Origin of the sequence: Pseudomonas nicosulfuronedens, assembly GCF_005877905.1 — a bacterium.
GTDB classification, from domain to species: Bacteria; Pseudomonadota; Gammaproteobacteria; order Pseudomonadales; family Pseudomonadaceae; genus Pseudomonas; species Pseudomonas nicosulfuronedens.
This window is the reverse complement of the sequence record NZ_SWDV01000010.1, coordinates 73,914-97,151: the sequence shown is the minus strand read 5'-3', so window position 1 is coordinate 97,151 and position 23,238 is coordinate 73,914. Positions and strand designations below refer to the sequence as shown.

The following is a 23,238-nucleotide window of genomic DNA, read 5'->3' as shown; positions in this document are numbered from 1 at the left end:
GTCGGTCGTGCAGAGGGGAACCTGCGGGTCAGATGACCCGCGAGAAGCGTTGCAGGTTCTGCATTGGCAGGTAGCGGTCGAACAGCATGCACAGCGAGCGCACCAGCAACCGGCCGGAAGCGCTGACGTCGATACCGCGTGGGCCGAGGGTGATCAGGCCGTCTCGGGCGAAGCGTTCGAGGTCGTCCCAGATTTCCGCGAAGTAGCCGCGGAAGTCGATGTTGTAGAGATCCTCGATGTCCTCGAAGTCCAGCTGGAAGTGGCAGATCAGCTGCTGGATCACCGCGCGGCGGATCAGGTCGTCCTTGTTGCAGTGCAGGCCGCGCCGGGTGGCGAGCTGGCCCTGGTCGAGGGTGTTCTGGTAGTCCGCGATGTCATTGCTGTTCTGGCAGTAGAGGTCGCCGATCTGGCTGATCGAGGAGACCCCAAGACCGACCAGGTCGCAGTGACCGTGGGTGGTGTAGCCCTGGAAGTTGCGCTGCAGGGTGCCGTCTTCCTGGGCCATCGCCAGCTCGTCGTCCGGCAGGGCGAAGTGGTCCATGCCGATGTAGCGGTACCCGGCGGCTTCCAGTTGCTCGGTGGTGCGTTGCAGCATCTCCAGCTTCTGTCCGGGGGAGGGCAGGTCCTCGGCCTTGATCCGCCGCTGGGGCGGAAAGCGCTCGGGGAGGTGCGCGTAGTTGAACACGGACAACCGGTTGGGCTGCAGAGCGATGACCTGCTCGACGGTGCGGGCGAAGGTGTCCGGGGTCTGCCGGGGCAGGCCGTAGATCAGGTCGATGTTGATCGAGCGGAATTGCAGCGTGCGCGCCGCGTCGATGATGGCGCGGGTCTCGTCGAGGCTCTGCAGGCGGTTGATCGCCTGCTGCACTTCCAGGTTGAAGTCCTGCACGCCGATGCTGGCGCGGTTGAAGCCCAGCTCGCGGAGCAGGCCCATGGTCGACCAGTCGGCCTCGCGTGGGTCGATCTCGATACCGTAGTCGCCGAAGTCGCCCTCGACGAAATGGAAGTGAGTGCGCAGTTGCGCCATCAGTTCGCGTAGCTGGCCAGGGCTCAGGAAGGTCGGGGTACCTCCGCCGAAATGCAGTTGCTCGACTGGCTGCTGGCGGCCCAGGTGACGGCTGACGATCTCGATCTCGTGGATGAGACGGGCGAGGTAGGGGGCGCTGCGACCACGATCCTTGGTGATGACCTTGTTGCAGGCGCAGTAGTAGCAGATGTTCGCGCAGAACGGGACGTGCACGTAGAGCGAGAGCGGCCGTTGCGCCTTCTGGCTATCGCGCAGCGCGTGCAGCAGGTCGAAGGGTCCGACTCCTTCGTGGAACTGCACGGCTGTGGGATAGGAGGTGTAGCGCGGGCCGGACAGATCGTATCGGCGTATCAGATCTGCGTCCCAGCGAATATTGTCGAGCATGCCGATGTTCCCCGGTGGCGAGCTTTTCCTGCGCAGTCTAGGGAGAGTCCGACAGAGGCCTGTTGACCTGTATCAAGCGGCTTTATGGTGTGCTTGCGCGGCACTGGCGTGCATATCGTGGCCCATAATCCAGGCCTGGTGCGGGCCAGGCAGGGTCCAAAGGCCGAAGAGGATCACCAGGATGCCGCCGGCCATGCGTACGCTGCGCTTGCGCAGCAGGGCGGTGATGCGCTCGGCGGCGAGCCCCGTGGCGAGCAGTACCGGCCAGGTGCCCAGGCCGAAGGCGAGCATCAGCAGCGCGCTGTCCACCGCCGAACCCTGGCTGGTGGCCCAGAGCAGGGTGCTGTAGACCAGCCCGCAGGGCAGCCAGCCCCAGAGCGCGCCCAGCAGCAGTGCGCGCGGCACCGTGGCGACCGGCAGCAGGCGGCTGGCGAAGGGCTGGATGTGCTTCCACAGACCGCGGCCCAGGGCTTCGATGCGGGTCAGGCCGCTCCACCAGCCGGCCAGGTACAGGCCCATGGCGATCAGCAGCAGGCCGGCGATCACCCGCAGCGCCGAAGCGAAGGGCGTACGCGCCACAGCCCAGCCGGCGATGCCGAGCAGCAGGCCGGCGCAGGTGTAGCTGAGGATGCGTCCGAGGTTGTAGGCCAGCAGCAGGCGCAGGCGGCGGGCGCGCTGCTCCGGTGGAATGGCCATGGTCAGTGCGCCCATCAGGCCGCCGCACATGCCCAGGCAGTGACCGCCGCCAAGCAGGCCGAGGGTCAGCGCCGACGCCAGTAGCGGCGCCAGATCAGGCATCGCGCTTGTCCTGCTTCTGGCTGGTGCGCGCGTCGTCACCCTCGGCTTCGTCGATGCCGGCCTGGTGCTTGGGGTCTTCGTCGTCGAACAGGATGCTGTGGGCGGGCCCGTCCATGTCGTCGTACTGGCCGCTGTTCACTGCCCAGAAGAAGATCGCGATGCAGATGCCGACGATCACCACCGCGACCGGAATCATGATGTAGAGAGCGGGCATTTCAACTCCGTGGCAGCGCTTGTGCCGCTTGTGGGGCGGCGGGCAGGGCGGTGGTTGCTGGCGGGGCGCCGGCGCCCTTTGGCAGGCGGGTCAGGCGCAGGGCGTTGAGCACCACGGTCAGCGAACTGATCGACATGCCCACCGCAGCCCACACGGGCGTGATCCAGCCCAGGGCGGCGAAGGGCAACATCAGCCCATTGTACAGCCCCGCCCAGATCAGATTCTCGATGATTACCCGGCGCGTGCGCCGGGCCAGGCCGAAGGCCTGCACCACGCTGTCCAGGCGGTTGGACAGCAGCACAGCGTCGGCGCTGGTCTTGGCGAGGTCCGTGGCCGAACCCATGGCGACGCTGATGTCGGCGGCGGCCAGCACGGGAACGTCATTCACGCCGTCACCCAGCATCAGCACGCGGTGGCCTTGTTGGTGCAGCTGACGGAGGACTTCCAGCTTGTCGTCCGGGCGCAGGCCGCCGCGGCAGTCGTCGATGCCCAGCTCGGCGGCGACGCGGCCGACCATGGGCGAACTGTCGCCGGAGAGCAACAAGGTGCGCCAGCCTCGGGCGCGACAGGCATCGAGGAGGTCGGCAGCATCCTCGCGGATACGGTCGTCCAGCACCAGCCAGGCGAGGGGGCCGCTTTCATCACCCAGCAGCAGCCACTGTCCGGGCTCCTGCGGATGCTGTGGCGCTTCGCTGCCGCCCAGGACGCAGACGAAGGACGGCTCGCCGATCCGCAGGCGGTGCTCGCCGACGCGGCCTTCCAGGCCCAGGCCGGGATGGCTCTCAACGTTTTCCGCCGGTTGCGGTGCGCGGCCGAAGGCACGGGCGATGGGGTGCTCGGAGCGGTTCTCCAGTGCGGCGGCGAGGGCCAGGCAGGCATCGCTGTCCAGCGCGCCCAGCGGCCGGACTGCACGCAGCGTCAGGCGGCCTTCAGTGAGAGTGCCGGTCTTGTCGAAGATCACCGTGTCGATATGGTTCAGGCCCTCCAGCACGTGGCCGCGGGTTACCAGCAGGCCGAGCTTGTGCAGGCTACCGGTGGCGGCGGTCAGTGCGGTCGGCGTGGCCAGGGACAGCGCGCATGGGCAGGTTGCCACCAGCATCGCCAGGACCACCCAGAAGGCGCGGGAGGCGTCGTGTTGCCACCAGAACAGGCCGACCAAGGCAGCGAGCACCAGCAGGGCAATGAGGAACCACTGCGCGGCCTTGTCGGCGAGCTCGGCGAGGCGCGGTTTATCCGACTGGGCGCGTTCGAGCAGGCGGACGATGGCGGACAGGCGACTGTCACCGCCCAGCGCCTTGACCTGCACGGTCAGCGGGCCTTCGACATTCAGGGTGCCGCCGGTGACGCTGTCGCCGCTCTGGCGCGGTTGCGGCAGGTATTCGCCGGTGAGCAGGGACTCGTCGACGCTGGACTGACCTTCGAGAATCAGACCGTCGGCGGGAACTACGGCGCCGGGTTGCACAAGCACGCGGTCGCCGATGTTCAGTTCGCTGAGCAGTACGCGGCTGCTCTGGCCGCTGTCGTCCAGGCGCAGGCAGGACGCGGGCAGCAGGTTGACCAGTTGTGCGGTCGCTGCGGCGGTTCGTTCGCGGGCGCGGCGTTCGAGGTAGCGGCCGGCGAGCAGGAACAGGGCGAACATGCCCACGGCGTCGAAGTACAGATCGCCATGGCCGGTAATGGCGGTCCAGATGCCGGCCAGATAGGCGCCGCCGATGGCCAGGGAGACCGAGACATCCATGGTCAGGTGGCGGGTGCGCAGGTCGCGTATGGCGCCACGGAAGAACGGCTGGCAGGAGTAGAAGACGATGGGTGTGGTGAGGAACATCGCCACCCAGCGCAGGATCTCGTGCAGTTCGGGGCTCAGGTCGATGTTGAATTCCGGCCAGGTGGCCATGGTCGCCATCATCGCCTGGAACCACAGCAGGCCGGCGACGCCCAGCTGGCGCAGGGACTTTCGATTTTCCTGGTGCAGCTGCTCGGCAGCGCGGTCGGGCTGGAAGGGATGGGCGGCGTAGCCGATCTTGCGCAGCTCGGCGAGCAGTTCGCTCAGCGGCAGATCGCTGTCGGACCAGCGCACGTGCAGGCGGTGATTGGACAGGTTGAGGCCGGCCTCGTTGACGGCAGGCAGGCCCTTCAGATGCTTTTCGATCAGCCAGCCGCAGGCGGCGCAGCTGATGCCTTCCATGATCAGCGTGGTCTCGGCCAGTTCGCCCTGGTGCTGGACGAAGGGCTGCTGCACGTCGGGGCGGTCGAACAGCTTCAGCTCATCGGCGAGCTGTTCGGGCAGGGCATCCGGGTTGGGCGCAGCTTCGGTGCGGTGGCGGTAATAGCCTTCCAGGCCGCCGGCGACGATGGCTTCGGCCACGGCCTGGCAGCCGGGGCAGCAGAATTCGCGGGATTCGCCCAGGACGGGCGCAACGAAGCGGCTGCCGGGTGGAACCGGCAGCGCGCAGTGGTAACAGAGCAGCGGGGCGCTCATGGGCGCTCGGCTTCATCTCCGCTGAGGGGCTCGTCGCCGAGGTCGAAGGAACCGCCCGGGGCGACCTTCTCTTCCTCGAACAGACGCCAGGTCTTGCCGTTCTCCTCGCCGAGCAGCTCAACGAAGCGGCGACCCTTCACGGCGGCGTCGAGGCTGGCGGTGTAACGGCCTGGCTCGGCAGGGGCAGCGCGCAGCTCCAGATGCTTGTCCTGGGACTCCAGGGTAGGGGAGAGCAGGTTGAGGGTGAGCGTGGCAGGGCGGCTGTTGCCAGTGAGGCGCAGGTCCACTTCGCCAGTCAGCTCGTCGAAGCTGATCTTGGCGCGCAGCTTGAGTTCCTGGGCGAGGTGCTCGCGGTCGAGGGAGCGGTTGATGCCCTTGCCAGCCTCGTAATAGTTGTCGCTGACCAGGGAGTCCTGGTTGTTCACGGCGATGTTGACCATCGTCAGGCTGAGGAAGATCGAGGTGGCCAGCATGGCGATGATGATCCACGGCCAGAGGTGCTTGTACCAGGGTTCCACGGGTGTCTTCATGGCCGATTGCATGGTCTCTTTTCTCTCGCTGGCAGCGCCGCCAGGGGCGCTGCCCGGTGAAGGGGCGGGCAAATTCTACGTGCTTCGGTCGGTACTGGCACCCCATGCGCAACATGGGGTGCCAATTCGTTCAGCTTGGGTTCAACGAACACGCGGGCCGATGAAGCGGCTGGCGGATTCCTTGCTGATCGACGGGTCGTCTACCGATTGGATGGTGAAACTGATCTCGTTGGTGGTGGAGGGCAGCTTCTCCGGGTCGATGGACAGCTCCACCGGCATGGTGAAGATGTCACCGGCTGCGACCGAGATTTCCTTCTTGCCTTCCAGGATCAGGCCGTCCATGCCCTTGGCGCTGAGCACATAGGTATGGTCCTTCTGGTCCTTGTTCATGACCTTCAGGCTGTACACGTTCTCGATGCGACCCTCGGCGTTTTCACGGTAGAGCACGCGATCCTTGCTGACATCGAAGCCCACCAGTGGGCGCAGGAAGATAGCGGTGATCAGCAGGCCGATCATGATGCACAGTGCAATGGCATAGCCGATCAGGCGCGGACGCACCAGATGGGTCTTCTGCCCGGACAGGTTGTGCTCGGTGGTGTAGCTGATCAGGCCGCGCGGGTAGTTCATCTTGTCCATGATGCTGTCGCAGGCGTCGATGCAGGCGGCACAGCCGATGCACTCGATCTGCAGGCCATCACGGATATCGATGCCGGTCGGGCACACCTGGACGCACATGGTGCAGTCGATGCAGTCGCCCAGCCCCTGGGCCTTGTAGTCGGCGCCTTTCTTGCGCGGGCCCCGGCCCTCTCCACGACGCGGGTCGTAGGAGACGATCAACGTGTCCTTGTCGAACATCACGCTCTGGAAGCGCGCGTAGGGGCACATGTAGATGCACACCTGCTCGCGCAGCCAGCCGGCGTTGCCGTAGGTGGCGAGGGTGAAGAATCCGACCCAGAAGTAGGCCCAGCCGTCGGCCTGGCCGGTGACCAGATCGCTGAGCAGATCGCGGATCGGGGCGAAATAGCCGACGAAGGTCAGGCCGGTGACCAGGCCGATCAGCAACCAGAGGCTGTGCTTGGCGAACCGGCGCAGCAGCTTGTTGCCGCTCATGGGCGCCTTGTCGAGTTTCATGCGCTGGTTGCGGTCACCCTCGGTGACCTTCTCGCACCACATGAAGATCCAGGTCCACACGCTCTGCGGGCAGGTGTAGCCGCACCAGACTCGGCCGGCGAACACAGTGATGAAGAACAGGCCGAACGCGCTGATGATCAGCAGGCCGGAGAGGAGGATGAAGTCCTGCGGCCAGAAGGTCGCGCCGAAGATGTAGAACTTGCGCTCGGGCAGGTCCCAGAGAACCGCCTGGCGACCGTTCCAGGTCAGCCACACGGTGCCGAAGTAGAGGAGGAAGAGGAGGGCGCCCCCGGCCATGCGGAGGTTGCGGAAGAACCCGGTAAAGGCTCGGGTGTAGATCTTTTCCCGGGAGGCATAAAGGTCGACGCTTTCACCCTTGCCCTTGGTGGGCGGAGTGACGTCCTGGACCGGAATTTGTTTGCTCATCAGTGCATTCCACGGCAGCGGGAGGGCGCCCTGTCGATACATGCCGAGAGGGTCAGAAATATGCTTGCACGCCTAACAATGATACGGCGTGGTGGGTGTTGCAACCGTGCGACAGTTGGTCGCGCAAGGAATTATGGACCCAGAAATAGAGCGGCGCCGGTGTAGAAACCGGCGCCGCTGGGTGTCGCTATGGGTGTAGGAAAGAGAGGCTTATTCGGCGCTCTTCTCGCCTTCGCCATGGGACAGGCTGTACACGTAGGCAGCGAGCAGGTGAACCTGGTCTTTACCCAGACGCTCCAGCTGAGCCGGCATCTGGCCCTGGCGGCCATAGCGGATGGTCTGCTGCAGCTGAGCGAAGCTCGAGCCGTAGATGAACGCGGCCGGGTGGGTCAGGTTCGGTGCGCCCATGGCAGCGGTGCCTTTGCCTTCCGCTCCGTGGCAAGCCACGCAAGTGGTCGCGAAGACTTTCTGGCCGTTGGCAACCTGTTCGTCAGTCACGCCTTCGGGCAGCTTGCGGCCGTCCAGCTTGGATGTGACGAATGCTGCGACGTCGTGGACGCCCTGGTCGCCGATGACTTCGCCCCAGGCCGGCATGGCCGCGTGACGACCGCCTTCGATGGTGGCGATGATGTCCTTCGGCTCGCCGCCCCAGCGCCAGTCGGCGTCGGTCAGGTTCGGGAAGCCGTGGGCACCCTTGGCATCGGAGCCGTGGCAGACGGAGCAGTTGGAAGCGAACAGGCGGTTACCCATTTTCAGGGCCTGCTCGTCCTTGGCCACGTCCTCGATCGGCATGGCGCCGAACTTGGCGTACAGCGGGCCGTACTTCTCATCGGCCTTGGCCATTTCCTTTTCCCACTGGTGCACACCGGTCCAGCCTTTTTCGCCGTTGGCGAATTCGGCCTTGTCCTGGTAGCCCGGCAGCAGACCCTTCCAGTTGCCCAAGCCCGGGTACAGGGCCAGGTAGGCGAGGGCGAAGATGAAGGTGGCCACGAACAGCATGAACCACCACTTCGGCAGCGGGTTGTCGTACTCCTCGATGCCGTCGAAGGCATGGCCGACGGTTTCATCGGTGGCTTCGTTGCGCTGACCGCGACGGGTGGCGAACAGCAGCCACGCGAGGGCGAAGATGGTGCCCAGGGTAAGTACGGTGACGTACAGACTCCAGAAGGTTGTCATTCTTTGTTGCTCCTAGAAGCTTGCTCTTGCTCGACGTGCTTTTTGGCGACCGGGTCATCCGCGAAGGGCAGCAGGGCGTCTTCGTCGAAGCGCTCCTTGCGTTTGCCGCCATAGGCCCAGAGCAGGACGCCGACGAAGGCGACCATGACTACTACAGTGCCGATACCGCGAATGGTCCCGATATCCATCACTGTCACCGTTTGCTCTTGATGATGGTGCCGAGGCCTTGCAGGTAGGCGACGACAGCGTCCATCTCGGTCTTGCCTTTGACGGCGTCACGGGCACCGGCGATGTCTTCGTCGGTGTAAGGCACGCCCAGCGTACGCAGGGCTTCCATTTTCTTCGCCGTGTCCTTGCCGTCGAGCTTGTTCTCCACCAGCCAGGGGTAGGAGGGCATCTTCGATTCCGGCACTACGTTGCGCGGGTTGTACAGGTGCGCGCGGTGCCAGTCGTCGGAGTAGCGGCCGCCGACGCGGGCCAGGTCCGGACCGGTACGCTTGGAGCCCCACAGGAACGGGTGGTCCCAGACGCTTTCGCCGGCGACGGAGTAGTGGCCGTAGCGCTCGGTCTCGGCGCGGAACGGACGGACCATCTGCGAGTGGCAGCCTACGCAGCCTTCGCGGATGTAGATGTCACGGCCTTCCAGTTCCAGCGCGGTGCGCGGCTTCATGCCTTCGACCGGCTTGTTGGTGACGTCCTGGAAGAACAGCGGAACGATCTGGGTCAGACCGCCGATGCTCACCGCAATGACCATGAAGAAGGCCAGAAGGCCGATATTCTTCTCGACTACTTCGTGCTTCATCAGTGAGCTCCTACAGCGGGGATCTGGGCAGCGGCATCGGCGTCAGCCTGTTTGAAACCGCGCACAGTACGGAAGGTGTTGTAGGCCATCAGCAGCATGCCGGAGGCGAAGAAGGCGCCGCCCAGTGCACGGACGATGAAGCCCGGGTGGCTGGCCTGCAGGGCTTCCACGAAGGAGTAGGTGAGGGTGCCGTCGGCGTTGATCGCACGCCACATCAGGCCCTGGGTGATGCCGTTGACCCACATGGAGGCGATGTACAGCACGGTACCGATGGTGGCCAGCCAGAAGTGGGCGTTGATCAGGCCCACGCTGTGCATCTGCTCGCGGCCGAAGACCTTCGGAATCAGGTGGTACAGGGAGCCGATGGAGATCATCGCAACCCAGCCCAGAGCGCCGGCGTGTACGTGGCCGATGGTCCAGTCGGTGTAGTGCGACAGGGAGTTGACGGTCTTGATCGCCATCATCGGGCCTTCGAAGGTGGACATGCCGTAGAAGGCGAGGGAGACCACCAGGAAGCGCAGGATCGGGTCGGTGCGCAGCTTATGCCAGGCGCCCGACAGGGTCATCATGCCGTTGATCATGCCACCCCAGCTCGGAGCCAGCAGGATCAGGGACATCACCATGCCCAGCGACTGCGCCCAGTCCGGCAGAGCGGTGTAGTGCAGGTGGTGCGGGCCGGCCCAGATGTACAGGGTGATCAGCGCCCAGAAGTGCACGATGGACAGGCGATAGGAGTAGATCGGACGTTCGGCCTGCTTCGGAACGAAGTAGTACATCATGCCGAGGAAGCCGGTGGTCAGGAAGAAGCCCACGGCGTTGTGGCCGTACCACCACTGGATCATCGCGTCGGTGGCGCCGGCGTAGACCGAGTAGGACTTGAACCAGGTGACCGGCAGTTCCGCGCTGTTGACGATGTGCAGCATGGCGGTAACGAGGATGAACGCACCGTAGAACCAGTTGCCCACGTAGATGTGCTTGGTCTTGCGCTTCATCACGGTGCCGAAGAACACCAGTGCGTAGGTGACCCAGACGATGGCCAGCAGGATGTCGATCGGCCATTCCAGCTCGGCGTACTCCTTGGAGGAGGTGTAGCCCAGCGGCAGGGTGATGCCGGCCAGCACGATTACCGCTTGCCAACCCCAGAAGGTGAAGGCCGCGAGGCTGTCAGAGACCAGGCGGGTCTGACAGGTGCGCTGTACGACGTAGTAGGAAGTTGCAAAGAGAGCACAGCCGCCGAAGGCGAAGATCACCAGGTTGGTGTGCAGCGGACGCAGGCGCCCGAAACTGGTCCAGGGAAGGTCCAGGTTCAACTGGGGCCAAACCAACTGTGAGGCGATGTAAACACCGACCCCCATTCCAAGTATCCCCCAGACCACCGTCATGATGGCGAACTGGCGGACGACCTTATAGTTATAAGCAGTCGGACTGATTGCTGTGCTCATTCTAAGGTTCCACGGTTTTTGGATTTTATGGTCAAAAAAACGGCGGCAAGTATGGAGAAAGCAGGTGGCCATTGCAACGCGCCGGGCCGTGGCGCGATGCCGGTTTGACGCCTGCTTTGGAGCGCTTTGCGCCGCCGCTTACCGATCGTTTCGGCTCGCTCGCACCAACCTGGGAAGTGGGTCAGGTTAGTCGTATTGCAGGTTTGCGAATGGAATCCAGCTTAGACGCGAACGGGGAGGGTGTGAAGAAAGGAGATAGAGAGGGTGCGACACTTCGTCGCGATATTGCGGAGGTAAGAAACTCGCGCCCGTTTTAGTGGGCGCGAGTTGGGGCGGGGAGTTTACTTCGCCTGGCCGGAAATGTTGTAGATGTAGGCGGCGAGGATGTGCACCTTGTCTTTACCCAGGTATTGCTCCTGCGCTGGCATCTGGCCCTGGCGGCCGTGACGGATGGTCTGCTGCAGTTGCGCGTAGCTGGAGCCGTAGATGAACGCGGCCGGGTGGGTCAGGTCAGGCGCGCCCATGATCGGGTTGCCCTTGCCTTCCGGGCCGTGGCAGGCGACGCAGGTGGTGGCGAACAGCTTGCTGCCGTTGTCCACGTTCTCGGCGGTCACGCCTTCGGGCAGCTTGCGGCCGTCCAGATTGGCGGTGACGAAGGCGGCGACGTCCTGCACGCCCTTGTCGCCCAGCACTTCACCCCAGGCCGGCATGGCGGCGTGGCGACCACCGAGGATGGTGGCCTGGATGTCCTGGGCGGTGCCGCCCCAGCGCCAGTCGCTGTCGGTCAGGTTGGGGAAGCCGACGGCACCCTTGGCGTCCGAGCCGTGGCAGATGGAGCAGTAGGTGGCGAAGAGACGCTCGCCCATTTTCATGGCTTGTGGGTCTTTCGCTACTTCTTCCACGGGCATGGCAGCGTATTTGGCGAAGATCGGGCCGTATTTTTCCTTGGCCAGGGCCTCTTCACGTTCCCATTGCTTGTCCTGGGTCCAGCCGCCGTCGTAGCCCGGCAGGATGCCTTTCCAGTTGCCCAGGCCCGGATAGAGGACCAGGTAGCCGGCGGCAAACACGATGGTGCCGACGAACAGCAGGAACCACCACTTGGGCAGCGGGTTGTCGTATTCCTCGATGCCGTCGAAGGCGTGGCCCATGGTCTGGTCGGTGGTGTTCGACGATTGCCCGCTGCGGGTGGCGAATACCAGCCACAGCAGGGCGATCAGCGAGCCGACTGTTAGAACGGTGATGTACAGACTCCAGAAGGTAGTCATGCGTTGTTGCTCCTAGAAGCTTGCTCTTGCTCAGCGTGACGCTTGGCTGCCGGGTCATCCGCGAAAGGCAGTAGCGCGTCTTCGTCGAAGCGCTCCTTGCGTTTGCCGCCGTAAGCCCAGAGCAGTACGCCGACGAAGGCCACCATCACGATGATGGTGCCGAGGCCGCGAATGGTCCCGATATCCATGCTGTCACCGCTTGTTCTTGATGGAGGTGCCGAGGACCTGCAGGTACGCGACGACCGCGTCCATTTCGGTCTTGCCTTTGACGGCGTCGCTGGCGCCAGCGATGTCGTCGTCCGTGTAGGGCACGCCCATGACACGCATCACTTCCAGTTTCTTTGCCGTGTCCTTGCCATCGAGCTTGTTCTCGACCAGCCAGGGGTAGGCGGGCATCTTCGATTCCGGCACCACGTTGCGCGGGTTGTAGAGGTGCGCGCGGTGCCAGTCGTCCGAGTAGCGGCCGCCGACGCGGGCCAGGTCCGGGCCGGTACGTTTGGAACCCCACAGGAACGGGTGGTCCCAGACGCTTTCGCCGGCGACGGAGTAGTGGCCGTAGCGCTCGGTCTCGGCGCGGAACGGACGGATCATCTGCGAGTGGCAGCCTACGCAGCCTTCGCGGATGTACACATCACGGCCTTCCAGTTGCAAGGCGGTGTAGGGTTTCATGCCCTCCACCGGGGTGTTGGTGACGTCCTGGAAGAACAGCGGAACGATCTGGGTCAGGCCACCGATGCTCACGGCAACCGCCATGCAGATGGCCAGCAGGCCGACGTTTTTCTCGAGTACTTCGTGTTTCATGTCGGTCTCCTCAGGCCATCTGCGCCGCGGCTTGCATTTCAGCCGGCTTGGCGGCCGCTACGGTGCGCCAGACGTTGTAGGCCATGACCAGCATGCCCAGCAGGAAGATGGCACCACCGATCATCCGCACGATGAAGCCGGGATGGCCGGCGGCCAGGGCTTCAACGAAGGAGTAGGTGAGGGTGCCGTCGGAGTTCACTGCGCGCCACATCAGACCCTGGGTGATGCCGTTGACCCACATGGAGGCGATGTACAGAACGGTACCGATGGTGGCCAGCCAGAAGTGGGTGTTGATCAGGCCCACGCTGTGCATCTGCTCGCGACCGAAGACTTTCGGGATCATGTGGTAGAGCGAACCGATGGATACCATGGCGACCCAGCCCAGAGCGCCGGCGTGTACGTGGCCGATGGTCCAGTCGGTGTAGTGCGAAAGCGCGTTGACGGTCTTGATGGCCATCATCGGGCCTTCGAAGGTGGACATGCCGTAGAAGGCCAGGGAGACCACCAGGAAACGCAGGATCGGGTCGGTGCGCAGCTTATGCCAGGCGCCCGAGAGGGTCATCATGCCGTTGATCATGCCGCCCCAGCTCGGAGCCAGCAGGATCAGGGACATCACCATGCCCAGAGACTGCGCCCAGTCCGGCAGCGCGGTGTAGTGCAGGTGGTGCGGACCGGCCCAGATGTAGACGGCGATCAGCGCCCAGAAGTGCACGATGGACAGGCGGTAGGAGTAGACCGGACGCTCGGCCTGCTTGGGTACGAAGTAGTACATCATCCCCAGGAAACCGGCGGTCAGGAAGAAGCCCACGGCGTTGTGGCCGTACCACCACTGGATCATGGCGTCGGTTGCGCCCGAGTACAGCGAGTAGGACTTGGTCAGGCTGACCGGGATTTCCAGGTTGTTGACCACGTGCAGGATGGCCACGGTCAGGATGAAGCCGCCGAAGAACCAGTTGCCCACATAGATGTGCTTGGTCTTGCGCTTCATCAGCGTGCCAAAGAAGACGATGGCATAGGAGACCCAGACGATGGTGATCAGGATGTCGATCGGCCATTCCAGCTCGGCGTACTCCTTGGAGGAGGTCATGCCCAGCGGCAGGGTGATGGCAGCCAGCAGGATCACCAGCTGCCAACCCCAGAAGGTGAAGGAAGCGAGCGGGCCTGCGAACAGGCGGGTCTGGCAGGTGCGCTGCACCGAGTAGTAGCTGGTGGCGAACAGTGCGCAGCCGCCGAAGGCGAAGATCACCGCATTGGTGTGCAGCGGACGCAGGCGGCCGAAGCTCGTCCACGGTAAGCCGAGGTTAAGGTCCGGCCACACCAGTTGCGCGGCGATCAGGACACCGACGGCCATGCCGACGATCCCCCACACCACTGTCATAATGGCGAACTGGCGGACCACCTTATAGTTATAAGCGGTCTGATTGGTTGTGCTCATTTATGGGCTTCCATCCACGGTTATGGGCTATGCCCATCCCGGCAAGGTTTTTTACGGCTTACGGCGTATGCCGCCCCTCCCCCTTGGGATAGGTACTAATTCGGAATTAGCGGAGTGAAGGATGGATAAAGGCACTTCCCGGAATATTGATTCGGATCAATTGGCACCTGAGACCTCTGTCGCGGGCGCCTGCGGTCCTTTGTCGCTGCTGCGGAACCCGGCACGGCGCGAACTGTCAGCGACGCTGGTTCTGGCGCATGGCGCAGGGGCGCCGATGGACAGTCCGTTCATGGACGACATGGCCTTGCGCCTGGCCGATAGAGGTATCTCGGTGGTGCGCTTCGAGTTCCCCTATATGGCTATGCGTCGGGAGGACGGAAAGCGTCGTCCGCCGAACCCGCAGAAGCAGTTGCTCGAGTGCTGGCGGCAGGTTTACGCGCAGGTTCGCGCCGAGGTGCCGGGCAAGCTGGCGATTGGCGGCAAGTCCATGGGTGGGCGAATGGCGAGCCTGCTGGCGGACGAACTGGGCGCCGATGCGCTGGTCTGTCTTGGCTACCCGTTCTATGCCGCCGGCAAACCTGAGAAGCCACGCGTCGCTCACCTCGCCGAGTTGAGGACGCCGAGCCTGATAGTGCAGGGCGAGCGTGATGCGCTGGGTGATCGACCCACGGTCGAGGGCTATGCATTGTCGCCGGTGATCCACCTGCACTGGCTCGCGGCGGCCGACCACGATCTCAAGCCGCTCAAGGCTTCCGGGCTCACCCATGAGCAGCATCTGGAAAGTGCCGCTGCCAGGATCGAAGCTTTTCTATTGCCCTAATCGGTCCTTAATGCAGGCGTTCCTATCCTCGCCGGCGTCGGCTCCCCGCAGTCGACGCCCCGCTTCCAGAGGACAGGCCGAAAGCTGCCATGAACCCCGATTACGCTGAACGCATTGCCACCCAACCCCTCCGTTACACTCCCGGCGCCGCGCACAGCATGCTGCTGACCGGCGCCACCGGTTTCCTCGGCGGCTCCGTTGCCGCCCACCTGATCGCAGACGGCCACGGTCCGGCGTTGCTGTTCCTGGTCCGAGCAGAATTCCCTGAGCAGGGCCTGGAGCGGCTGCGCGACAACCTGCGTCTTCACTGCGTGCCAGAGACTGAGCTGAAGAGCCTTCAGGAAAGCCAGATCCTCTGCGGCGACCTGCTCGACACTGTCTGGATGTACGGCGAGCGCGCCCGTCTGATGCGTGTGGAGCAAGTAATCAATTGCGCGGCGGTGGCCTCGTTCTCGAAGAACCCGAGCATCTGGCCGGTAAACGTCGAAGGCACCTTCGCCTTCGCCAAATTGCTCTGCCAGTCGCGCAATCTCAAGCGCTTCCTGCATGTGGGCACGGCCATGTGCTGCGGGCCCCAGCGAGAGTCGCCAGTGCGCGAGTCGTGGGATTTCCCGGACAGTGAAGAGCAACTGGTGGACTACACCGCCTCCAAGGCCGAGATCGAGCGGCGTATGCGCGAGGAACTGCCGTCGCTGCCCCTGGTGGTGGCGCGGCCATCCATCGTGGTCGGGCATCGTGAACTGGGTTGCCGCGCCTCGGGGAGTATCTTCTGGGTGTTCCGCATGGGCTTTGCCCTGGAGAGCTTCACCTGCGGCCTGGATGAGCAGATCGACGTGATCCCCGTGGACTACTGCGCCGAAGCGTTGGTGGCGCTGGCACTCAAGCCGACGCTCAACCACAGCCTCTACCACATCTCCGCCGGCCACGGTTCCGCCTGCACCTTTGGCGAAATCGACCAGGCGTATGCCGATGCCCGAGGCGAAGCGCCAGTTGGCCAGCGTTATCGCAAGGTCAGTTCGGACGATCTGCGCGAGCTGGCCGGCAGTTTCGAGAGCCGTATCGGCAAGGCCAACCCGCGTCTGGTGCTGCGTGCGCTGCGTCTGTACAGCGGCTTCGCCGACCTCAACTACCTGTTCGACAACCAGCGCCTGCTCGACGAAGGTATCGCTGCGCCGCCGCGCTTCACCGACTACGTGGACGTGTGCGTGCAGTCCTCGCGGGATGTCAGCATCCCGGCTCAGATGCAGTGGGACTTCAAGTAGTCTGACGCGGTGGCAGGACCTGTAGGAGCGAGCTTGCTCGCGAACCGCTTCGCGGCGGGGCCCGGTTCGCGAGCAAGCTCGCTCCTACGAAAAGCCTTTTGCGCTGGGCCGTAGGGCGAATAACTCGTTCCGGATTATTCGTCGTTTCAGGTCACAGCGGATAACGCTGGCGCGATATCCGCCCTACGCGTTGTCTGGCCTCAGCGGTTGAACCGCTCCACCAGTGAGTACTGGCGGTGCGCGGTCTGCGTCAGCTCCTCGCTGAGCAGGGCCGTGCGCTGGGCTTCGCCGGAGGTCTCATCGGCCAGGTTGGCGATGGTGCTGATATTGCGGTTGATCTCCTCGGCCACAGCGCTCTGTTCCTCCGCGGCGGCAGCGATCTGGGTGGCCATTTCGGTGATGTTGGCCACTGCGTCGCTGATGCCCACCAGCGCGTTGTCCGCCTGCATTACGCGCTCGACGCCCTCGTCAGCTTGGCGACGGCCGGAGTCCATGGCACGCACCGCCTCGGTGGCCGTGTTCTGTAGGTTGGCGATGAGCTGGTGAATCTGCCCGGTGGACTCGGCGGTGCGCTGGGCCAGTTGGCGCACTTCGTCGGCCACCACGGCGAAGCCGCGGCCCATCTCGCCGGCACGGGCGGCTTCGATGGCGGCGTTGAGGGCCAGCAGGTTGGTCTGGTCGGCGATGCCCTTGATCACATCCACTACGCCACCGATCTGCTCGCTGTCGCGGGCCAGTTGGCTGACCGCTTCACCGGTTTCGCCCACGGAGCTGGAGAGACGCTGCATGGCCTCGCGGGTCTCGGCGGCGATCTGCCGGCCTTCGGTGGTCAGGTTGTTGGCCTGGCGGGTGGCGTCCGCGGTGCGCTGCACGTTGTCGGCCACTTCCTGGGTGGTCGCAGCCATCTGGTTGACAGCGGTGGCTACCTGCTCGGTTTCCTGGCGCTGGCGGTCCAGCCCGGCGGAGCTGTGGTGGGCCAGAGAGTCGGCCTCGCGGGCCTGCTCGGTGAGTGTTTCAGCAGTGTCCTGCAAACGGGTCAGACAGGTTTTCAGCCGTGCTTCCTGGCTGAGAATCGACATTTCCAGGCGTGCCTGGGCGCCTCGGCTGTCGGTGTACATCTGTGCGATCAGCGGGTCGGAGGTGGTCTGCTCGGCCAGACGCAGCAGGCGCTTCAGCCCGCGTTGCTGCCAGCCCAGGCCGGCGAGGCCCAGCGGGATCGAGAGCAGGGCGGCCAGCAGGAAGCCCCAGTGGGAGTTCAGCCAGGCGCCAATGAGGAAGCCGATCTGGCCGATCAGGATGAACGGCAGCCAGTCCAGCAGCACCGGCAACCAGCGGTCGCGAGCGGGGATGGCCGACTTGCCGGCGTTGATCCGCGCATACAGGGCCTCGGCGCGACGCACCTGTTCCGCGGTGGGCTTCACCCGCACTGATTCGTAGCCGACGATCTCGTTGTGCTCGTACATCGGCGTGACATAGGCACTGACCCAGTAATGGTCGCCGTTCTTGCAGCGATTCTTGACGATGCCCATCCAGGGGCGGCCCTTCTTCAGGGTCGTCCACATGTGCGCGAACACCGCCGGTGGCACGTCCGGATGGCGTACCAGGTTGTGTGCCGCGCCCACCAGCTCTTCACGGGAAAAGCCGCTGATGGCGCTGAAGGCATCGTTGACGTAGCTGATGACACCGCGGGCGTTGGTCGTGGAGATCAGCCGCTGTTCGGCGGGGAAGGTGCGTTCACGCTGGGTGATCGGCTGGTTGTTGCGCATCAGGCTCGGATCTCGGGAGAAAGGCGAATTGGTACATCTGTCCAGCTTATCGGCCGCCGGATCGGAAATTTGATAGCGATCACAGAAAAATGTCAGAAGAGTGACGCCGAGAGAATGACGATAGCGTATCGCCACTGGTCACCGAAATAAAACGAAAGGAGCGGGCGGCGGCCCGTTGCAGGCCGCCGCGCTGTCTTGCGGTAGTCGTCAGATCAGGCTGCGCAGCACATAGTGGAGGATGCCGCCGGCCTTGAAGTACTCGACCTCGTTCTGCGTATCGATGCGGCAGAGCACCTCGAAGCTGTCCTGGCTGCCGTCCTCGCGCTTCACCGACACCTTGAGGTTCATGTGCGGCTTCAGCTCGCCGGACAGCCCGCTGATGCTCAGCACTTCCTTGCCGGTCAGCTTCAGCGCCTTGCGGTCCTGGCCGTCCTTGAACTGCAACGGCAGTACACCCATGCCTACCAGGTTGGAGCGGTGGATGCGCTCGAAGCTCTCGGCGATCACCGCTTTCACACCCAGCAGGTTGGTGCCCTTGGCCGCCCAGTCGCGGGACGAACCGGTGCCGTATTCCTTGCCGGCGACGATGACCAGCGGGGTGCCGTCCTGCTGGTAGCGCATGGCGGCGTCGTAGATCGCCAGCTTGTCGCCGGTCGGGACGTAAAGCGTGTTGCCGCCTTCCTCGCCCCCGAGCATCTCGTTCTTGATGCGGATGTTGGCGAAGGTGCCGCGCATCATCACCTCATGGTTGCCACGGCGCGAACCGTAGGAGTTGAAGTCCGCGTAGGCCACGCCGTGCTCGCTGAGGTAGCGCCCGGCCGGACTGTCCTTCTTGATGTTGCCGGCGGGGGAGATGTGGTCGGTGGTCACTGAGTCACCCAGTACCGCGAGGATACTGGCGCCATTGATGTCCTCGACCTTCGGCGGCGCCTCGGCGATGTGCTCGAAGAAGGGCGGATGCTGGATGTAGGTGGAGTCGTCCTGCCAGGTGTAGGTCTTGGCGTCCGGCACCGGGATTGCACGCCATTTTTCGTCGCCCTGGAAGACTTCGGCGTACTCCTTGTGGAACATCGCCGTGTCGACTTTCTGTACGGCGTCGGCGATTTCCTGCTGGGTCGGCCAGATGTCCTTCAGATAAACCGGTTTGCCGTCCTTGCCGGTGCCTAGCGGGTCCCTGGTCAGGTCGGTGCGCACGGTGCCGGCCAGCGCGTAGGCGACCACCAGCGGCGGTGAAGCCAGCCAGTTGGTTTTCACCAGCGGATGCACGCGGCCCTCGAAGTTGCGGTTGCCGGAGAGCACCGAGGCGACGGTGAGGTCCGCCTGCTGGATGGCCTTCTCGATGGGATCGAGCAGCGGGCCGGAGTTGCCGATGCAGGTGGTGCAGCCGTATCCCACCAGGTCGAAGCCCAGTTCGTCCAGGTAACGGGTCAGGCCGGCGGCGCGGAAATAATCGGTCACCACCTTGGAGCCGGGCGCCAGTGAGCTCTTCACCCAGGGTTTGCGCTGCAGGCCTTTTTCCAGCGCCTTCTTCGCCAGCAGGCCGGCGGCCATCATCACGCTGGGGTTGGAGGTGTTGGTGCAGGAGGTGATGGCAGCGATCACCACGGCGCCATTCTTCAGCCGGTAGGTGTGGCCGTCATGCTGGTAATCCGCTTCACCGTACGCAGGGGAGGCGCCGACAGCCGCACCGCCGCCACCTTCACTGAGCAGGCGGCCTTCCTCGGTGGAGGCCGGTTTGATCTGCAGGCCGAGGAAGTCATCGAAGGCCTGGCTGACATGGCCGAGGGCAACGCGGTCCTGGGGCCGCTTGGGCCCGGCGAGGCTGGCCTCGACATCGCCCATGTCCAGTTGCAGGGAGTCGGTGAACACCGGTTCGTGGCCTTTCTCGCGCCACAGGCCCTGGGCCTTGCTGTAGGCCTCCACCAGCTTGACGGCATCTTCCGGGCGACCGGACAGGCGCAGGTAGCCCAGGGTGATCTCGTCCACCGGGAAGAAGCCGCAGGTGGCGCCGTACTCCGGGGCCATGTTGGCGATGGTGGCGCGGTCGGCCAGCGGCAGGTCGGCGAGGCCGTCGCCATAGAACTCGACGAATTTTCCCACGACGCCTTTCTTGCGCAGCATCTGAGTGACGGTCAGCACCAGGTCGGTGGCGGTGATGCCTTCCTTCAACTTGCCGGTCAGCTTGAAGCCGATCACCTCGGGAATCAGCATCGACACCGGCTGGCCGAGCATGGCTGCTTCCGCCTCGATGCCACCCACGCCCCAGCCGAGCACGCCGAGACCGTTGATCATGGTGGTGTGCGAATCGGTACCGACCAGGGTATCGGGGAAGGCGTAGGTGCGGCCGTCCTCGTCCTTGGTCCAGACGGTGCGCCCCAGGTACTCCAGGTTGACCTGGTGGCAGATGCCGGTGCCCGGCGGCACCACGCGGAAGTTGTCGAAGGCGTTCTGCCCCCAGCGCAGAAAGGCGTAGCGCTCGCCGTTGCGCTCCATCTCGATCTCGACGTTCTGGGCGAAGGCCGACTGGCTGGCGAACTTGTCCACCATCACCGAGTGGTCGATGACCAGGTCGACGGGAGACAGCGGGTTGATCTTCTGCGGGTCGCCGCCAGCCTTGGCCATGGCGTCGCGCATGGCGGCGAGGTCGACCACTGCTGGTACCCCGGTGAAGTCCTGCATCAGCACGCGGGCGGGGCGGTACTGGATCTCGCGCTCGGAGCTGCGGGTCTTCAGCCAGGCGGCCAGGGCTTTGAGGTCGTCGCCGGTGACGGTGTTGTTGTCCTCCCAGCGCAACAGGTTTTCCAGCAGGACTTTCAGGGACATGGGCAGTTTGCCCAGGTCCCCCAGACTCTTCGCCGCTTCAGGCAGGCTGTAGTAGTGATAGGTCTTGCCGGCGACCTCCAGGGTGCGCAGGCTGTTCAGGCTATCCACTGCGGGCATGACATTCTCCTCAGGCTTGGATTCTGCTCGTGATCGACAGGGCGGCACGGCGGTGACGCGAGTGCACCCGCGATACTTGGCGAAAGAGCGATCAACCGAGCTGATCCATCGCAGAAAAAGCGCGATTGGCGGCCATCTTCGCCATGCAGGGCAATCATCGGGCAGTCTTCTGGGCGGTTAGGCCAGAACACTCAAGCTAGACCGCCCGACGGGGTCTTGCCATCTGTTCTGGACCGTTCGTCTTGCGGGTGGGTTCAGAACAAATGACGCTGGCTGTGGGACTATTCCTGCGAATCTGCATGAAACCTTCGCGGGCAGCCTCTATAGTGCGCGGCCGAGGAGACACCCCGATGAATACCCTGTTACTGCACTGCCGTCCCGGCTTCGAGAACGAGGTCTGCGCCGAACTGTCCGAACATGCCGCGCGCCTGGACATCCCCGGCTACGCCCGAGCCAAGCCGGCCACCGCCTACGCCGAATTCATCTGCATGGACGCCGACGGCGCTGACCGCCTGATGCGTCAGCTGCGCTTCTCCGAGCTGATCTTCCCGCGCCAGTGGGCACGTGGTAACGACTTCACCGCGCTGCCGGAGACGGACCGCATCGGCGCGATCCTCGAGGCCCTGGCCGCTTTTCCGCAATGCGGTAGCCTCTGGCTGGAGGTGTTCGACACCAACGATGGCAAGGAGCTCTCGACCTTCTGCCGCAAGTTCGAGAAGCCGCTGCGTGCCGCGCTGGTGAAAGCCAGCAAGCTGGTGGAAGACCCCAGCCTGCCGCGCCTGCTGCTGACCTTCCGCTCCGGCCGCGAGGCATTCATCGGCCTGGCCGAGGCGCGCAACTGCGCCATGTGGCCCATGGGTATCCCGCGCCTGAAGTTCCCCCGCGAGGCGCCCAGCCGTTCGACGCTGAAGCTGGAAGAGGCCTGGCATCACTTCATTCCCCGCGCCGATTGGGACCGCCGCCTGGCGCCGGACATGCTCGCCGTGGACCTGGGCGCATCGCCCGGCGGCTGGACGTGGCAGCTGGTGAACCGCGAGATGCGTGTCGTCGCCGTGGACAACGGGCCGATGGCGGAGAACCTGATGTACTCCGGGCTGGTCGAGCACCAGCGCGTCGACGGTTACGCCTTCCGGCCGCGCCAGCGCATGGACTGGATGGTCTGCGACATCGTCGAGAAGCCCGCGCGTACCGGCGCGATGATCGAAACCTGGATCGGTGAAGGGCTGTGCCGCGAGGCCATCGTCAATCTCAAGCTGCCGATGAAACAGCGCTACGCCGAGGTGCGGCGCATCCTCGACCGCCTGGAGGAGTCCTTCCGCGAACGCGGCCTGAAGGTGCAGATCGGCTGCAAGCAGCTCTACCACGACCGCGAGGAAGTGACCTGCCACCTGCGCCGCATCGAGAAGGGCGAGCGCTAGCGACCTGCAGGCGCCTGGTAGCGCCACCCGACCTTCGGTGACTTGCCGCGCCGCCGCGCATTGCCCCATGCTGTGCGGCGCGAGATCCTCCGGAGACCTTCGTGAAGCGAAAGTTGCCCTCCCTCCTGGGCAGTTACAGCCGCATGTTGCTGCCACGCCGCGGCCTCGGCCGTGATGAGCGCGTGCCTTACCTGGCGATGGACAGCCGCACCCTGAAATTCGACCTGCGCCACCTGCGCGCGTATCGCCAGCACTTCGGTCTCGATCCGGCGCTGGGCGTGCCGCTGCTCTATCCGCAGGTCATCAGCCTGCCGCTGCACCTGCGTCTGCTCAGCCGCTCGCGCATGCCACTGTCGGTAGTCGGGCTGATCCACCTGCGCAGCCATATCCAGCGCTACCGTCTGCTCGACGAGAACGAGCCGCTGCAGTTCGACTGCCGCATTCTCACCAGCCGTCGCAGCGAGCTGGGCCTGGAGGTGGATGTGGTCACCGAGGCCTGGCACCACGACATCCTCTATTGGCAGTCGATCACCACCTACCTGCGTCGTGGCGACTTTCTCGATGAGGGGCGAGAGCCCGATCCATTGCCCGAGCGTGCTCAGTGGCACACCCTGGAGGCGCCGGTACATGCCGGTGTGCAATGGCGTGTGCCGAAGATCGTCGGCTGGCGCTATGCCGGGCTCAGCGGCGACTTCAACCCGCTGCACCTGTCTCGGCTGATGGCCTCGCACTACGGCTTCGGCAAGCCCTTTGCCCACGGCATGTGGGGCCTGGCACGCAGCCTGACCGGCCGCCGCCTGGCGGAGAACGTCCGCCTGGATGCTCACTTCAAGGCGCCATTGCCCCTGGGTAGCCAGGTGAAGCAGGTGTATCGGCGTCTGGGCAAGAAAGAGCAATGGGCGCTGCTGTCCGCCGAGGGCGATGGCCAGCCGATGTTGCTGGCGCAGCTGGACGAGGCGCCGGACGGCCCGTTGCGCTAGTCGTTCTGCTGAGAAGTGTGGGTGCGGCTCTGTTCGCGAGCAAGGCACAGTGCTCTTCGTAGGATGGGTGGAGCTTGCGATACCCATCAGCTGTGCTTGCCGACTCGTCGATGGGTATCGCTTCGCTCCACGCCATCCTACG

20 protein-coding genes are annotated in these 23,238 nt (G+C 64.4%); 4 read left to right on the top strand and 16 right to left on the bottom strand.

The genetic code is table 11. The features are described from left to right. Positions 1 to 28: 28 nt before the first annotated feature. From hemN to ccoN (FAS41_RS09765), 14 genes are all read right to left on the bottom strand, one after another. Complete coding sequence (hemN, locus tag FAS41_RS09830; protein ID WP_138521685.1) at positions 29 to 1,411, bottom strand: oxygen-independent coproporphyrinogen III oxidase; 1,383 nt, start codon at positions 1,409 to 1,411, stop codon at positions 29 to 31. A 72-nt stretch (positions 1,412 to 1,483) separates the two neighbouring features. Beyond that, a complete protein-coding gene (locus FAS41_RS09825) occupies positions 1,484 to 2,209 on the bottom strand; it encodes a sulfite exporter TauE/SafE family protein (protein WP_138521683.1) in 726 nt (241 codons plus the stop codon). Further along, entirely contained in the window at positions 2,202 to 2,423 is a 222-nt protein-coding gene (gene ccoS, locus FAS41_RS09820) for a cbb3-type cytochrome oxidase assembly protein CcoS (protein ID WP_138521681.1), read from the bottom strand. The genes FAS41_RS09825 and ccoS overlap by 8 nt, the downstream gene beginning before the upstream one ends. 1 nt (position 2,424) lies before the next feature. After that, positions 2,425 to 4,902 (bottom strand): heavy metal translocating P-type ATPase, encoded by a 2,478-nt coding sequence (locus FAS41_RS09815; protein WP_138521679.1) that lies wholly within the window; start codon positions 4,900 to 4,902, stop codon positions 2,425 to 2,427. Next, complete coding sequence (locus FAS41_RS09810; RefSeq protein WP_138521677.1) at positions 4,899 to 5,444, bottom strand: FixH family protein; 546 nt, start codon at positions 5,442 to 5,444, stop codon at positions 4,899 to 4,901. Before FAS41_RS09810 ends, FAS41_RS09815 begins: the two co-directional genes overlap by 4 nt. 129 nt (positions 5,445 to 5,573) lie before the next feature. After that, positions 5,574 to 6,989 carry a cytochrome c oxidase accessory protein CcoG gene (ccoG, locus tag FAS41_RS09805; protein ID WP_138521675.1) on the bottom strand — a complete coding sequence of 472 codons (1,416 nt, stop codon included), beginning with the start codon at positions 6,987 to 6,989 and terminating at the stop codon, positions 5,574 to 5,576. A 210-nt stretch (positions 6,990 to 7,199) separates the two neighbouring features. Next, the gene (ccoP, locus tag FAS41_RS09800) at positions 7,200 to 8,165 is read right to left on the bottom strand and encodes a cytochrome-c oxidase, cbb3-type subunit III (protein ID WP_138521673.1); all 966 of its coding nucleotides are present in this window, start codon (positions 8,163 to 8,165) and stop codon (positions 7,200 to 7,202) included. Next, positions 8,162 to 8,353, bottom strand: a complete 192-nt coding sequence (locus tag FAS41_RS09795) for a cbb3-type cytochrome oxidase subunit 3 (protein ID WP_024763940.1) — start codon at positions 8,351 to 8,353, stop codon at positions 8,162 to 8,164. The genes ccoP (FAS41_RS09800) and FAS41_RS09795 overlap by 4 nt, the downstream gene beginning before the upstream one ends. A 5-nt stretch (positions 8,354 to 8,358) precedes the next feature. After that, on the bottom strand, positions 8,359 to 8,967 hold the full coding sequence (gene ccoO, locus FAS41_RS09790; RefSeq protein ID WP_017516817.1) for a cytochrome-c oxidase, cbb3-type subunit II: 609 nt from the start codon (positions 8,965 to 8,967) through the stop codon (positions 8,359 to 8,361). Then, a complete protein-coding gene (ccoN, locus tag FAS41_RS09785) occupies positions 8,967 to 10,409 on the bottom strand; it encodes a cytochrome-c oxidase, cbb3-type subunit I (protein ID WP_045209126.1) in 1,443 nt (480 codons plus the stop codon). The genes ccoO (FAS41_RS09790) and ccoN (FAS41_RS09785) overlap by 1 nt, the downstream gene beginning before the upstream one ends. 341 nt (positions 10,410 to 10,750) lie before the next feature. Then, positions 10,751 to 11,674, bottom strand: coding sequence for a cytochrome-c oxidase, cbb3-type subunit III (ccoP, locus tag FAS41_RS09780; protein WP_138521671.1), 924 nt, complete (start codon positions 11,672 to 11,674; stop codon positions 10,751 to 10,753). Continuing rightward, positions 11,671 to 11,862: a cbb3-type cytochrome oxidase subunit 3 gene (locus FAS41_RS09775; RefSeq protein ID WP_138521669.1), complete on the bottom strand. Its 192-nt coding sequence runs from the start codon at positions 11,860 to 11,862 to the stop codon at positions 11,671 to 11,673. Before FAS41_RS09775 ends, ccoP (FAS41_RS09780) begins: the two co-directional genes overlap by 4 nt. A 4-nt stretch (positions 11,863 to 11,866) precedes the next feature. Further along, complete coding sequence (gene ccoO / locus FAS41_RS09770; protein WP_138521667.1) at positions 11,867 to 12,475, bottom strand: cytochrome-c oxidase, cbb3-type subunit II; 609 nt, start codon at positions 12,473 to 12,475, stop codon at positions 11,867 to 11,869. 10 nt (positions 12,476 to 12,485) lie between these two features. Further along, the gene (gene ccoN, locus FAS41_RS09765) at positions 12,486 to 13,910 is read right to left on the bottom strand and encodes a cytochrome-c oxidase, cbb3-type subunit I (RefSeq protein WP_045209130.1); all 1,425 of its coding nucleotides are present in this window, start codon (positions 13,908 to 13,910) and stop codon (positions 12,486 to 12,488) included. A gap of 121 nt (positions 13,911 to 14,031) precedes the next feature. On the opposite strand from ccoN (FAS41_RS09765), the gene FAS41_RS09760 reads away from it, so the two are divergent. Both FAS41_RS09760 and cprA read left to right on the top strand, forming a co-directional pair. Then, positions 14,032 to 14,730 (top strand): alpha/beta family hydrolase, encoded by a 699-nt coding sequence (locus tag FAS41_RS09760; RefSeq protein WP_246084854.1) that lies wholly within the window; start codon positions 14,032 to 14,034, stop codon positions 14,728 to 14,730. 158 nt (positions 14,731 to 14,888) lie between these two features. Continuing rightward, on the top strand, positions 14,889 to 15,992 hold the full coding sequence (gene cprA, locus FAS41_RS09755; RefSeq protein ID WP_138521961.1) for a cationic peptide resistance protein CprA: 1,104 nt from the start codon (positions 14,889 to 14,891) through the stop codon (positions 15,990 to 15,992). Positions 15,993 to 16,192: 200 nt separating this feature from the next. Here the strand turns inward: cprA and FAS41_RS09750 are convergent, their stop codons facing one another. Beyond that, positions 16,193 to 17,758: a methyl-accepting chemotaxis protein gene (locus FAS41_RS09750; protein ID WP_138521665.1), complete on the bottom strand. Its 1,566-nt coding sequence runs from the start codon at positions 17,756 to 17,758 to the stop codon at positions 16,193 to 16,195. A 207-nt stretch (positions 17,759 to 17,965) separates the two neighbouring features. Further along, positions 17,966 to 20,698 carry an aconitate hydratase AcnA gene (gene acnA / locus FAS41_RS09745; RefSeq protein ID WP_138521663.1) on the bottom strand — a complete coding sequence of 911 codons (2,733 nt, stop codon included), beginning with the start codon at positions 20,696 to 20,698 and terminating at the stop codon, positions 17,966 to 17,968. Between the two features lie 350 nt (positions 20,699 to 21,048). On the opposite strand from acnA, the gene rlmM reads away from it, so the two are divergent. Then, a complete protein-coding gene (gene rlmM, locus FAS41_RS09740) occupies positions 21,049 to 22,116 on the top strand; it encodes a 23S rRNA (cytidine(2498)-2'-O)-methyltransferase RlmM (RefSeq protein WP_138521661.1) in 1,068 nt (355 codons plus the stop codon). Positions 22,117 to 22,217: 101 nt separating this feature from the next. Further along, on the top strand, positions 22,218 to 23,096 hold the full coding sequence (locus FAS41_RS09735; RefSeq protein WP_138521659.1) for a MaoC family dehydratase: 879 nt from the start codon (positions 22,218 to 22,220) through the stop codon (positions 23,094 to 23,096). Positions 23,097 to 23,238: the final 142 nt, after the last annotated feature.